Annotated in this window: 13 protein-coding genes and 1 other RNA gene; 5 read left to right on the top strand and 9 right to left on the bottom strand. The window is 56.6% G+C overall.

Annotation, left to right across the window (positions count from 1 at the left end; translation table 11 throughout):
* The first annotated feature begins 69 nt into the window (after positions 1–69).
* The 3 genes from zapA (at position 70) to FS690_RS10805 (ending at position 1,359) form a co-directional block, all read left to right on the top strand.
* Entirely contained in the window at positions 70–399 is a 330-nt protein-coding gene (gene zapA, locus FS690_RS10815) for a cell division protein ZapA (RefSeq protein ID WP_034823204.1), read from the top strand.
* Between the two features lie 39 nt (positions 400–438).
* Positions 439–622: non-coding RNA, 6S RNA (gene ssrS / locus FS690_RS10810), on the top strand.
* A gap of 134 nt (positions 623–756) precedes the next feature.
* On the top strand, positions 757–1,359 hold the full coding sequence (locus FS690_RS10805) for a 5-formyltetrahydrofolate cyclo-ligase (protein WP_104085466.1): 603 nt from the start codon (positions 757–759) through the stop codon (positions 1,357–1,359).
* A 21-nt stretch (positions 1,360–1,380) separates the two neighbouring features.
* Here the strand turns inward: FS690_RS10805 and serA are convergent, their stop codons facing one another.
* Together serA and rpiA are read right to left on the bottom strand one after the other, a co-directional pair.
* Positions 1,381–2,619: a phosphoglycerate dehydrogenase gene (gene serA, locus FS690_RS10800; RefSeq protein WP_145339614.1), complete on the bottom strand. Its 1,239-nt coding sequence runs from the start codon at positions 2,617–2,619 to the stop codon at positions 1,381–1,383.
* Positions 2,620–2,897: 278 nt separating this feature from the next.
* Positions 2,898–3,557 carry a ribose-5-phosphate isomerase RpiA gene (gene rpiA / locus FS690_RS10795; protein WP_039380041.1) on the bottom strand — a complete coding sequence of 220 codons (660 nt, stop codon included), beginning with the start codon at positions 3,555–3,557 and terminating at the stop codon, positions 2,898–2,900.
* 182 nt (positions 3,558–3,739) lie between these two features.
* Between rpiA and FS690_RS10790 the strand changes: the two genes are divergently transcribed.
* Positions 3,740–4,645 (top strand): LysR family transcriptional regulator ArgP, encoded by a 906-nt coding sequence (locus FS690_RS10790; RefSeq protein ID WP_094111519.1) that lies wholly within the window; start codon positions 3,740–3,742, stop codon positions 4,643–4,645.
* A gap of 39 nt (positions 4,646–4,684) precedes the next feature.
* On the opposite strand, the gene FS690_RS10785 is transcribed toward FS690_RS10790, so the two are convergent.
* Positions 4,685–5,419 (bottom strand): oxidative stress defense protein, encoded by a 735-nt coding sequence (locus FS690_RS10785; RefSeq protein ID WP_039380044.1) that lies wholly within the window; start codon positions 5,417–5,419, stop codon positions 4,685–4,687.
* Between the two features lie 214 nt (positions 5,420–5,633).
* On the opposite strand from FS690_RS10785, the gene FS690_RS10780 reads away from it, so the two are divergent.
* Positions 5,634–6,947, top strand: a complete 1,314-nt coding sequence (locus FS690_RS10780; RefSeq protein WP_145339613.1) for an MFS transporter — start codon at positions 5,634–5,636, stop codon at positions 6,945–6,947.
* Here FS690_RS10780 and FS690_RS10775 read toward each other — a convergent pair.
* The 6 genes from FS690_RS10775 to epd form a co-directional block, all read right to left on the bottom strand.
* A complete protein-coding gene (locus FS690_RS10775) occupies positions 6,931–7,629 on the bottom strand; it encodes a transcriptional regulator (RefSeq protein ID WP_104085463.1) in 699 nt (232 codons plus the stop codon). The two genes, FS690_RS10780 and FS690_RS10775, sit on opposite strands and share 17 nt — an antisense overlap.
* A gap of 77 nt (positions 7,630–7,706) precedes the next feature.
* Positions 7,707–8,327, bottom strand: a complete 621-nt coding sequence (gene argO, locus FS690_RS10770; RefSeq protein WP_071668577.1) for an arginine exporter ArgO — start codon at positions 8,325–8,327, stop codon at positions 7,707–7,709.
* A gap of 131 nt (positions 8,328–8,458) precedes the next feature.
* A complete protein-coding gene (mscS, locus tag FS690_RS10765) occupies positions 8,459–9,340 on the bottom strand; it encodes a small-conductance mechanosensitive channel MscS (protein WP_039380053.1) in 882 nt (293 codons plus the stop codon).
* A gap of 308 nt (positions 9,341–9,648) precedes the next feature.
* A complete protein-coding gene (fbaA, locus tag FS690_RS10760) occupies positions 9,649–10,728 on the bottom strand; it encodes a class II fructose-bisphosphate aldolase (RefSeq protein WP_039380055.1) in 1,080 nt (359 codons plus the stop codon).
* 102 nt (positions 10,729–10,830) lie between these two features.
* Positions 10,831–11,994, bottom strand: a complete 1,164-nt coding sequence (pgk, locus tag FS690_RS10755; RefSeq protein ID WP_094111522.1) for a phosphoglycerate kinase — start codon at positions 11,992–11,994, stop codon at positions 10,831–10,833.
* A gap of 51 nt (positions 11,995–12,045) precedes the next feature.
* Positions 12,046–13,065, bottom strand: a complete 1,020-nt coding sequence (gene epd / locus FS690_RS10750) for an erythrose-4-phosphate dehydrogenase (RefSeq protein ID WP_039380059.1) — start codon at positions 13,063–13,065, stop codon at positions 12,046–12,048.
* Between the last annotated feature and the right edge of the window lie 141 nt (positions 13,066–13,206).

Genomic DNA, 13,206 nt, shown 5'->3' with positions numbered 1-13,206 from the left:
TAGTTGCGCACCTTCCGGGCCAGTGGCGAGCCGGGTGGAGCGAACGAAGTAATCAGTCAGGATGGTGGCATGTCTGCACAACCGGTAGATATACAAATTTTTGGTCGTTCTTTGAGAGTAAATTGTCCGCCTGAACAGCAGGATGCACTAAATCTTGCCGCAGAGGACCTCAATCAACGGTTGCAAGATTTAAAAGTTCGCACTAGAGTCACAAATACAGAGCAACTGGTGTTCATCGCCGCGTTAAATATCTGCCACGAGCTGGCGCAAGAGAAAGGTAAAACGCGAGACTACGCAGCAAACATGGAACAACGTATCCGCATGCTGCAGCAGACGATTGAACAGGCTTTAGTTGAGCAGGGTCGCATTACCGACCGCCAGGGCCCTAAATTCGAATAATACTTCATGGTTCTCATGCCAGAGCAACGATGAAGTCCTGTTTCTCTGAGATGTTTGCAAGCGGGCCAGTCCCCTGAGCCGATATTTCATACCAACAGAGTGTGACGCTCTGTAGCCTGTGAGCATGCTCGGTTCGTCCGAGAAGCCTGATGGTTGCGACGGCATACTCACCTTGAACCAAGGGTTCAAGGGTTACAGCCTGCGGCGGCATCTCGGAGATCTCTTTTCTGTTTTATCCGGCATCATTTCAGGTAGTAGCGTCAGCCGAGACTGCGGCTGCTACCTGAAGCCAGTCCCCCTCCCCTTCTTTTGCATGTTATAGTCAGCGCAAGCTAACCCACTCTTTAGGGGGATCCTGTGTCCGCTATCGATTATTCCGAACGCCAGCTGCTGCGTCAGCATATCCGCCATCTGCGCCGGCATCTGACGCCTGAACAGCAGAGTGAAGCGGCCGAACAGCTGGCTGAGCACGCGATTAACCTGGCACCTGTCTCAGCGGCACAAAGCATTGCGCTGTTTCTCTCTACCGACGGTGAAATCAATACCCGCCCGCTGATTGCCCGTCTCTGGCAGCAAAAAAAAGCGGTTTATCTGCCGGTACTGCATCCGTTTGCGCCAGGCAACCTGCTGTTTTTGCGTTATACCCCTGAGACGCAGCTGGTCATGAATAAGCTGCGCATTCCGGAGCCGCCACTGGATATTACGCAGATGACGACGCTGGATCGACTGGATGTCATGCTGGTTCCGCTGGTGGCGTTTGATGAGAGTGGACAACGGCTGGGGATGGGCGGCGGCTTTTACGATCGCACGCTGCAGAACTGGCAGCGCCACGGCTGTCTGCCGATTGGCATTGCCCACGACTGCCAGCGCGTTGAGGCGCTGCCGGCAGCCGCATGGGACATCCCGCTACCCGCCGTGCTGACGCCGGCAAAGCTGTGGCAGTGGGATGCTTCGTTCTGACGGGCATATGCCCGTCACTAATCAGTAAAGCAGGCGCGCACGCATAGTGCCCGGAATAGCGCGCATGAGCTGCAGCGCTTTATCCGCCACATCTTTTTCCGCATCGATATCAATCACCACGTAACCAAGCTGTGGCGAGGTCTGCAGGAACTGCGCCGCGATATTGATATTCTGCTCAGCGAAAATCTGGTTGATGGCGGTAAGAATGCCCGGACGGTTTTCGTGAATGTGCAGCAGACGGCTGGCGCTGGCACCGTGCATCGGCAGTGATACCTCCGGAAAATTAACCGCAGAGAGCGTCGAGCCGTTGTCGGAGTATTTTGCCAGCTTACCCGAGACTTCCAGGCCGATATTCTCCTGCGCTTCCTGCGTTGAACCGCCAATGTGCGGCGTCAGAATAACGTTATCAAACTCGCACAGCGGTGAATTAAACGGATCGCTGTTGGTTGCCGGTTCGGTCGGGAAGACGTCAATAGCCGCACCCGCCAGATGTTTGCTGGAGAGCGCATGGCACAGCGCCGGAATATCGATAACGGTGCCGCGTGCGGCGTTGATCAGCAGCGCGCCCGGCTTCATCAGCGCCAGCTCTTCCGCGCCAATCATGTTCTGGGTTGAGGCGGTCTCCGGCACATGCAGGCTGACCACATCACTCATATTGAGCAGATCCGACAGGTGACGTACCTGCGTGGCGTTCCCCAGCGGCAGCTTGTTTTCAATATCGTAAAAGAAAACGTGCATCCCCAGGCCTTCAGCCAGCACGCCGAGCTGCATGCCGATATGACCATAACCAATGATACCCAGCTTTTTGCCGCGCGCTTCATAGGAGCCGGTTGCCACTTTGTTCCAGATACCGCGATGCGCTTTGGCGTTCGCTTCCGGAATGCCGCGCAGCATCAGCAGTATCTCGCCAATCACCAGTTCAGCCACGGAGCGGGTGTTGGAGAAAGGGGCGTTAAAGACCGGAATACCGCGCCGGGCGGCGGCGTTGAGATCGACCTGATTGGTGCCGATACAGAAGCAGCCGACCGCGACCAGTTTTTCCGCGGCGGCGAAGATCTCTTCCGTGAGCTGGGTGCGGGAGCGGATACCGATAAAGTGCGCATCACGGACAGAGGCTTTCAGCGACTCCGCATCCAGCGCCCCTTTGTGAAACTCAATGTTGGTATAGCCTGCCGCGCGCAGATTCTCCAGCGCGCTCTGATGCACGCCCTCCACCAGCAGAAATTTAATTTTGTCTTTATCCAGTGATACCTTTGCCATTTCCCGACCCTATTCAGAATTCAACGTGGAGTGCCATAAGATTACCTTCTGCCAAAATAACAAATTCTGGCAATGCGGCAATACAAACGATTGCGACCACGGCAGCACGCCCCGGCTTTCAGGCAGCACAAATCCATACAAAATCGCAGGATGCCGGGAGCAGAGAGCAGGAATCGGCTCTCCATGCTCTGTTTGTGACATAAGTCACCAAATTCAGGCTGATAAAGAAAAGCAGAATTAGCCGGGGGAAAAACGGCGCGTCAGGCGCGCCGGAGAGATCATTTGAGAATGGTTTTGACGCCATCCGGCGTGCCAATCAGCGCGACATCAGCGCCGCGCGTGGCAAACAGGCCGACCGTAACCACGCCCGCCAGCGCGTTGATGTTTTTTTCCATCGCGACAGGATCGAGGATCTGCAGATTGTGCACGTCGAGGATGATATTGCCATTATCGGTCACCACCTGCTGCCGATACTCCGGCTGGCCACCAAGCTTAACCAGCTCGCGCGCGACATAGGCACGCGCCATCGGGATCACCTCAACCGGAAGCGGGAAACGGCCAAGGATATCAACTTCTTTGGACGCATCCGCGATACAGATAAACTTCCGTGCGACCGCCGCCACAATCTTCTCGCGCGTCAGCGCCGCGCCGCCGCCCTTGATCATCTGCATATGCGGGTTGATCTCATCGGCACCATCGACATAGACCGCGATATCATCCACGTCGTTAAGATCGAAAACCGGTATGCCCAGCGATTTCAGCTTCAGGGTGGAGGCTTCAGAGCTGGAGACCGCCCCCTCAATCTGGTGCTTCATGGTGGCCAGCGCGTCGATAAAATGCGCGGCCGTTGAGCCGGTGCCTACGCCAACAATGGTGCCTGGCTGCACATACTGCAGCGCCGCCCACCCTACCGCTTTTTTCAGTTCATCCTGGGTCATGGTATGTTTAAAACCTGTGCGACATCAAAGTGCGCGTAGTATAAAACAACGCGCTGTAAAAGTGCGCGACTCACGCACCACCGATTTTTACCTTTGGAAGCCAGTCCGCAAAAATGCACCCGCCGCACAGCGCGGCCATTTTGTGGCATAGTACTTTCCACCCTGAACGAGAGAGAACAATAATGAAACGCCCGGATTACCGTACGCTTCAGGCGCTGGATGCAGTGATTCGCGAGCGCGGCTTTGAACGCGCCGCACAGAAGCTTTGTATTACCCAGTCAGCCGTATCGCAGCGTATCAAACAGCTGGAAAACCTGTTTGGTCAGCCGCTGCTGGTGCGCACCGTTCCGCCCCGCCCGACTGAGCAGGGGCAGAAGCTGCTGGCGCTGCTGCATCAGGTAGAGCTGCTGGAGGAGGAGTGGCTGGGTGACGATCAGAGCGGGACCACGCCGCTGCTGCTCTCGCTGGCGGTCAACGCCGACAGCCTTGCTACCTGGCTGCTGCCGGCGCTGAAAGATGTGCTGGCGGACTCCCCGGTGCGGCTGAATCTGCAGGTAGAAGATGAAACGCGTACGCAGGAACGTCTGCGCCGCGGTGAAGTGGTGGGCGCCGTGAGTATCCAGCCGCAGCCGCTGCCGAGCTGCCTGGTCGATCAGCTGGGAGCGCTCGACTATCTGTTCTGCGCCTCACCCGATTTTGCCGCCCGCTATTTCCCCAACGGCGTAACGCGATCTGCCTTGCTGAAGGCGCCGGCAGTGGCGTTTGACCATCTGGATGATATGCATCAGGCGTTTTTGCAGCAGAATTTCGATCTGTCACCGGGCAGCGTACCCTGCCATATCGTTAACTCGTCAGAGGCGTTTGTGCAGCTGGCGCGGCAGGGATCGGTCTGCTGTATGATCCCGCATCTGCAGATTGAGCGCGAACTGGCGCAGGGAGAGCTGGTGGATCTGACGCCGGGACTCTATCAGCGCCGGATGCTCTACTGGCACCGCTTTGCGCCCGAGAGCCGCCTGATGCGCAGCGTCACCGACGCGCTGATTGCTCACGGGCATCGGGTACTGCGTCAGGATGAGGTCGCAGCCTGAGCATAGCGCAGCGGCAGATGCCGCTGCGGCTGTCAGCTATCAGGGCGTCGCGGCGTTTGGTTTGATTTCAAACACCACATCGACCTGATCGTCAAAGTGAATACTCTGCTGTTCATACGTCTGCTGCGCGGTGGTATCCGCCGGCGCGGCGGCAGCTTTATACATGCGCGCCATCGGCATCGGCTGATAGTTGGCTACGTGATAGCGAACGCTGTAGACCGGTCCCAGCTTCGCGTTAAAGCCTTCTGCCAGCGCGCTGGCCTGCTGCGTCGCGTTAGCAATTGCGGCTTTACGCGCCTGCTCTTTATAGCTTTCTGCGTCTGCCACACCCAGCTCAACGGTGCGGATTTCGTTCAGACCCGACTTCAGCGCGCCATCCAGCAGATCGTTCAGCTTATCCAGCTGACGCAGCGTCACTTCCACCTGGCGTACCGCGCGGTAGCCTTTCAGTACCGACTTACCCTCTTTGGTGTAGTCATATTCTGGCTGGGTGCTCAGATTAGCCGCATCGATATCTTTCTTTTCGATACCGCTCTTTTGCAGAAAATCAAAATATTGCGCCACGCGCGCGTCAGCCTGTTTTTTAGCATCGGCGGCTTCTTTGGAGGCGACGCTGACCATAATTGAGAGCGTCGCCATATCCGGACGCGCATCAACGCTTGCCTGACCGGAAGTGACCACGTGCGGTCCCTCAGGCACTTCTCCGGCCTGTACCATGCCCGACAGTGCGCCAGTGCTCATTGCGGCGACCAGCGCCAGTGCTTTCAGTTTCACAAACTCCTCCTTGGAAATCGGGTTACCGGCTGCCACTATGGCGAAACCGCTACCGCTTTACTATGCGTGATGCTCTGAGTTTACGCAGACAGAAAAGTTCGTTCGCGCTGCGTTTTAACCTGCTGCTGGCTGCAAACTTATCACTACAGGGTTGCTAAAAACAGCATTGTGCGTTTCGCTTGATGGATACTCTCTGTTTCCAGGAACTCTGCCCATGGCGCACGATCCCTCAAGCCCTGGCGCGCCTGCTGCTGACGTGCGCGTCGGGCGCACGCGTTTTCTGATGCTGGCGCTGGTGTTTGTGAACATCATTATCAACTATATGGATCGCGCTAATCTGGCCGTGGCGGCACCAGCGCTGAGCGCTGAGTTACAGCTCACGCCGCTGCAGATGGGGCTGATTTTTTCTGCGTTCGGCTGGATCTACGCCGCGCTGCAGATCCCGGGCGGCTGGCTGATTGATCGACTTGGTGCGCGTATGGTGTATGGCGTGGCGATGATCGGCTGGTCGCTTATCACCCTGCTGCACGTCTGCGCCAGCAGCGTGGCGGCGCTGGTCGGACTGCGGCTTGGCGTCGGCGCGCTTGAAGCGCCGGTGATGCCGGCGAATAACCGTATTATTTCCGGCTGGTTTCCCCTGCATGAGCGCGCCAGCGCCATTGGCATTTACTCTTCGGCGCAGTTTGCTGGTCTCGCCTGCGTCACGCCGCTGCTGTTTCATATTGAAGCCGCATTTGGCTGGCGCGGGCTGTTCGCTATCACCGGCCTGACCGGCATTCTGTGGGCGGGCGTCTGGTTTGCGCTCTATCGCGAGCCTGGCGAGCATAAACGGGTGTCAGCCGCAGAGCGCGCCTGGCTGCTGGAGAATGGCGCGCTGCCCGACAGCGCATCCGCCGGGCGCACATCGCTACGCCTGAGCGACGTGCAGCAGATGCTGTGCAACCGCAGACTGCTGGGCATCTGTCTGGGCCAGTTTTCTATTTCCGCTACGTTCTGGTTCTTTCTGACATGGTTTCCGACCTATCTGGTCCGGTACCGGCATATGGATTTCATCAAAAGCGGTTATGTCGCCTTGCTGCCTTATCTGGCGGCGTTTTGTGGCGTGCTGCTGGCGGGGTTTATCTCCGATTATCTGATGCGGCGCGGCGTTTCAGCGAGCGTAGCGCGCAAGCTGCCGGTTCTGCTCGGGCTGACGATGACGCTGTTTATTCTCGGCGCCAACTACACGGATAACACCACGCTGATCGTGCTATTTATGTCGCTGGCTTTTTTCGGCAACGGGCTGGCAACCATAACCTGGGTTTTTGTCACCACGCTGGCGCCGCGTCATCTGGTCGGGCTGGCAGGCGGGATGTTTAACTTTACCGGTGCGCTCTCCGCGATTGTGGTGCCGATTGCAATTGGCGCGCTGATCGACGGCAGTGATTTTGCTCCGGCGCTGATATTTATCGCCGCCCTGGCGCTGGTGGGGATCGGCAGCTATCTGTTTATCGTTGGCCGCCCCGATGAGATTACTGCTCGCCGGTGATCTTCTGCGCCAGCGTTTTCAGCTGCGTCACCCGCTGCGCCAGATGCTCGTCATCCCTCTGCCAGATTTTAGCGAACGCCAGCGCTGCGCGATTATGATTGATCGGCAGCGCCATACCAATCTCACCATCATCACGCTGCCAGATGAGATGATCGCTCTGGCGCTTGCGCGCCAGCAGAGGCGCCATCTGCGTCCACTGCGCCGCGGCAAAACGCGGCTGCAGCTGCACATCGGGCTCTGCGGCCAGCAGCGCCATGCCAATCACCGACTGCCACGCCGGCAGCATGCGAAATCCGGCCAGCGCCTGACTGGTGCGGGTGCGTTCACCGGGTTCTGAGTGCCAGATATAGATGACCTGATCTTCCCACAGCACGCCCAGCGCCACCACGATATCGTGCGGTGCATAGAGCTCCAGCTGCGGCAGCGCCTGCGCAAACAGCGAGGAACCCCGAATCGCCTGCGCCGCCAGGGCGTGAACCCCCGGTCCTGGCAGATAGCGACGCTGCTCATCCTGAACGGTGAGGCCGATCGACGCCATCGTCATCAGCAGGCGGTTAACGCGCGTGCTGTTCATACCCATCTGACGCGCCAGCTCACGCCCGCCAATGGCTCTGTCGCTGGAGACCAGATACTGCAGGCAGCGGATACCGTCAATCAGGCTCTGGTTAGGTTGAGAAGACATCGGTCACCTCCTGGCGCTAAAAACTCAATCTTAGCAGCCTCGTCGCGTCAATAATGCCCCCTGCGCGTTTTACTTTTTTAATCCGTCAGCGCCTGATGCGCCAGCTGGAAAGCGATAAGCCACATGACGCTGCCGACCAGCAGGTTGATGATGCGCTGCGCGCGCGCGGTGCGCAGCCGGGGCGACAGCCAGGCCGCCAGCAGCGCCAGACCATAAAACCAGATTACGGAGGCGCTGACGGTGCCCAGCGCGAACCAGCGGCGGGCATCGGCCGAGGGCAGCTGACTGCCGAGGCTGCCCAGCACCACAAACGTATCCAGATAGACATGCGGATTGAGCCAGGTCACCGCCAGCATCGTGGCGACGATGCGCCAGCGCCCCTGTTTCAGCGCGCTGTCCTGCTCCAGCGCAATACCGCCGCGCCATGCGCTGCGTAACGCTCCCCAGCCATACCAGAGCAGAAACGCAACGCCAGCCCAGGTGATCAGCGTCAGCAGCAGCGGTGACTGATGCAGCAGCGCGCTGCCGCCAAATATGCCGCCGCAGATCAGCGCAATATCGCTCAGGGTACAGAGCGTGGCAGTCATCAGATGATAGTGGCGCTTGATGCCCTGATTCATAACAAAGGCGTTTTGCGGGCCCAGCGGCAAAATCAGTGCAGCGCCCAGCGCCAGCCCCTGCAGATAAATTGATAACACGTTGAATAACCTGAAAAGAGAAGAGGATGGACGCAGTATATCGGCCGGAGGGTATTAGCGGAAATTGAAAGATTTAATCGGTCATTAGCGTTGTTAATAAGAAAGGCACCCGCAGGTGCCTTACGCTAACGTTATTTAGTCAGGTTAACCGGCTGCTCCTGCGCCTCACCCTTAACCTGATGCAGATGCACATCCATCTGCGGATAAGGGATGCCGATGCCGTGCGCATCCAGGGTACGCTTAAAGTTTTTCATCAGATCCCAGTAAACGTTCTGCAGGTCGCCGCTTTTGCTCCAGCAGCGCACGACAAAGTTCAGTGACGAAGCCGCCAGCTCGTTCAGGCCAATCTGAATACCCATATCTTTCAGCACGCGCTCATCCGCTTCCACAACTTCGCGCAGCAGATCGATTACCTGATCGACATCCGCGTCGTAGGCCACGCCGATAATAAATTCGTTGCGGCGGATCGGCTCACGGGAGAAGTTAACGATATTGCTGGCGATAATTTTACCGTTCGGCACCACCACCATTTTACCGTCCGCGCTTTTCAGCGTGGTTGAGAAGATCTGCACATTCTGAACGGTACCCATCACACCACCGAGGTCAACAAATTCGCCGGTGCGGAATGGACGGAAAGTCACCAGCAGTACCCCTGCGGCAAGGTTAGAGAGCGAGCCCTGCAGTGCCAGGCCTACGGCCAGACCCGCTGCACCCAGCACGGCGATAACTGACGCGGTCTGTACACCCACCCGCCCCAGCGCTGCGATGATAGTAAATGCGATAACGCCATAGCGGACTAAGGCTGAGAGAAAATCTGCCACGGTCGCATCGATGTGGCGTGCCACCAGCAGACGATTCACGCCGTTTGAAACAATACGCGCGATAATCATACCCACGATAATAATCGCAATTGCTGCCACGATATTGACCGCATAGCTCAGGATCAGCGCCTGGTTACGCACCAGCCATCCACCTGCACTGTTAATGCCATTTACGACATTTAAATCTTCCATTTGTCAGCCCTGTTGTTGAGTTTCCCGCAGGAAATTACAAAAACGGCCAGATTGACTCCGGCACTCCAGGCTTCAAGGTTAAACAAAAACAGCATGAAGCGCCAAAATTAAGCTGATTTAACATTGTATTGAGGGAAAAACGTACCGGAATTGATGCAGATTAGCGCAGCACAGACCTGCAGGTTGCTGGTACGTATGCGGCAACGTATGGCGGGCTGGCGTGTGGTTTTGTCGGGAAGAGAGTACGGTGCCGCATCGTGAAAAGCACATAAAAAAGGCCCCAATGGGGCCTTTTTACTGCAGCGGACTTACAGTACGTCGACTGCGTTCAGCTCTTTGAACGCCTGCTCTAAGCGCACAACCATTGAAGATTGTGCTGCACGCAGCCAGACGCGTGGATCGTAGTATTTCTTGTTCGGGCTATCCGGGCCGTTCGGGTTGCCCAGCTGCGACTGCAGGTACGCTTCGTTAGATTTGTAGTACTGCAGAATACCGTCCCAGGTTGCCCACTGGGTATCGGTATCGATGTTCATTTTGATCACACCGTAGCTGATTGACTCTTCAATCTCTGCTGCGGAAGAGCCGGAACCGCCGTGGAACACGAAGTCCAGCGCGTTATGTTCCAGACCATGCTTCTCACACACATATTTCTGTGAGTCGCGCAGGATGGTTGGGGTCAGCTTCACGTTGCCTGGCTTGTACACGCCGTGCACGTTGCCGAAAGAGGCGGCGATAGTGAAACGCGGGCTGATTTTGCTCAGCTCGGTGTAGGCGTAATCCACATCTTCAGGCTGGGTGTAGAGAGCTGAAGCGTCCATATGGCTGTTGTCCACGCCATCTTCTTCACCGCCGGTGCAGCCGAGTTCGATTTCCAGCGTCATATCGATTTTCGCCATGCGCGCCAGATATTTGCTGGAGATTTCGATATTCTCTTCCAGCGACTCTTCAGAGAGGTCGATCATGTGTGAAGAGAACAGCGGCTTACCGGTTTTTTTGAAGTGCTCTTCACCGGCATCCAGCAGACCGTCGATCCACGGCAGCAGTTTTTTCGCACAGTGGTCAGTGTGCAGAATAACCGGCACACCATACTGCTCAGCCATCAGATGCACATGGTGCGCACCGGCGATAGCGCCGAAGATTGCCGCGCCCTGAGGTTTGTCGGTTTTGAAACCTTTACCGGCGATAAATGCAGCACCGCCGTTAGAGAACTGAACGATGACCGGCGCTTTAACTTTGGCAGCAGCTTCCAGTACCGCGTTGATGGAGTCCGTGCCGACGCAGTTAACTGCAGGCAGAGCGAATTTGTGCTCCTTCGCTACCTTGAAGACTTTCTGAACGTCATCACCAGTGACAACGCCGGGTTTTACGAAATCAAAAATTTTAGACATGGTTGTGTCCCGTTTCGTTACCGTTCATTCCCGAAGGGAATGGGATTTATTTGCCCCGCTCGGGGCCAGTTTTAAGGCAGCGCCGGAGCGCTGCCCCCAGAATTACTGCTTAGCGCGCTCTTCCAGCATCGCCACCGCAGGCAGCTTTTTGCCTTCCACGAACTCCAGGAATGCACCGCCACCGGTTGAGATGTAAGAGATCTTCTCTTCGATACCGAACAGATCGATAGCCGCCAGCGTGTCGCCGCCGCCTGCTACAGAGAACGCGTCGCTGTCGGCAATTGCATTGGCCACAATTTCGGTGCCTTTACGGAAGTTAGGGAACTCAAAGACGCCTACCGGGCCGTTCCACAGAATGGTTTTGGCCTCTTTCAGGATCTTCGCCATGTTCTGTGCGGTTTCATCACCGAAGTCCATAATCTCTTCGTTATCCTGCACTTCTGAAACCTTTTTCACGGTAGAAGGTGCAGTTTCAGAGAATTCCGTGCCCACACGGGAATCGGTCGGCACCGGAATACCGTACTGGTCACGCAGGCCTTTGGCCGCTTCAACGAAATCCGGCTCGTAGAGTGATTTACCGACCTTGTTGTCGATAGCCACAAAGGTGTTGGCGATGCCGCCGCCCACAATCACGGTATCCGCAATTTTTACCAGCGACTGCAGCACATCAAATTTAGTCGATACTTTTGAACCACCAACTACGGCAACCAGCGGACGCTCCGGGTTGCTCATGACTTTACCCAGCGCTTCCAGCTCAGCAGAGAGCAGCGGGCCTGCGCAGGCGACTGGCGCAAACTTGCCCACGCCGTGAGTCGAAGCCTGCGCGCGGTGCGCGGTACCAAACGCATCCATTACAAAGACGTCACACAGCGCGGCATACTTCTTCGCCAGCGTCTCGTCATCTTTCTTTTCGCCTTTGTTAAAACGTACGTTTTCCAGCACGACCAGCTCGCCAGCACCCACTTCCACGCCGTCAAGATACTCTTTCGCCAGCGTAACCTGGGTACCGTTCAGTTTTTCTTTCAGGTAGTTAACAACCGGCAGCAGCGAGAACTCTTCGTTATATTCACCTTCGGTCGGACGACCAAGGTGAGAGGTAACCATCACTTTCGCGCCCTGTTTCAGTGCCGCTTCGATGGTTGGCAGGGAAGCACGGATACGTGCGTCAGATGTCACTTTTCCTTCTTTCACTGGCACGTTCAGATCGGCACGGATCAGAACACGCTTACCAGCAAGGTCCAGATCGGTCATCTTAATTACAGACATGGTGAATCCTCTCGTTGATTCTCGTAAGTTTTGCCAGACGCCATCCGCGTCTTACCTGAAACCGCTTGCGGCCATTGCTAACGTAGTATCGATCATCCGGTTAGCAAAGCCCCATTCGTTGTCACACCAGACCAGCGTCTTGATCAGGTGATGACCGCTGACCCGCGTCTGCGTACCATCAACGATGGCACTGTGCGGATCGTGGTTAAAATCTACTGAGACTAACGGTAATTCCGTATAGTCAACTATACCACGAAATGCCCCTGCTGATGCGTTTTGCAGCAGCGCATTGACCTCACACGCCTTTACCGCCGCCCGCACCGAGACGCTCAGATCAATCGCCGTCACGTTGATAGTGGGTACACGCACCGCTATCGCTTCGAAGCGATCGTTGAATTTCGGAAAAATGCGGGTGATGCCGGCAGCCAGCCGCGTATCGACCGGAATGATCGACTGACTCGCTGCCCGGGTGCGGCGCAGATCGCTGTGATAGGCGTCGATCACCTGCTGATCGTGCATGGCTGAGTGGATCGTGGTCACAGTGCCGGACTCGATCCCAAAGGCATCATCCAGCAGCTTGATCACCGGAATAATGCAGTTGGTGGTACAGGATGCGTTAGACACAATGCGGTCAGTTTGTTTAAGAGCCTGTTCGTTTACGCCGAACACCACGGTTGCATCCAGATCGTTGCCGCCCGGATGCGAAAACAGGACTTTTCTGGCGCCCGCCTGCAGATGCGCCTCACCGTCGGCGCGGCTGCCGTAAACGCCGGTGCAATCCAGCACCACATCAACATCCAGCTGCTGCCACGGCAGCGTGCCGATCTCAGCCTGATGCAGGATGCGGATAGTGTCCTCCCCTACCCACAGCAGATCGCGCTCCTGCCGCACGTCGAAGGCGAAGCGACCGTGGCTGGTATCGTACTTCAGCAGATGCGCCATACCGGCGGCGTCTGCCAGCTCGTTAATCGCCACAACTGTAATTTCCGCCCGGCGTCCCGTTTCATAGAGCGCACGCAACACATTGCGCCCGATACGACCAAAGCCATTGATAGCAATACGAATGGTCATCGCTTTTCCTGCAACTGCACCTCTGAAATGTGCCAGATACCTTGAGCGTTTCATGCCATTTTGTACAGGTAATTCTTACGCAGCGCCTGGAGCATTGCTGAGAGATATCCTGCTAACTGAAACGGTTCAGCCAGAATAAAG

The organism is Pantoea sp. PSNIH1 (assembly GCF_007680655.1).
In the GTDB taxonomy this organism is placed as follows: Bacteria; Pseudomonadota; Gammaproteobacteria; order Enterobacterales; family Enterobacteriaceae; genus Pantoea; species Pantoea eucrina.
Note: the sequence above shows the minus strand (reverse complement) of the source record. Positions and strands in the feature narration are given on the sequence as shown.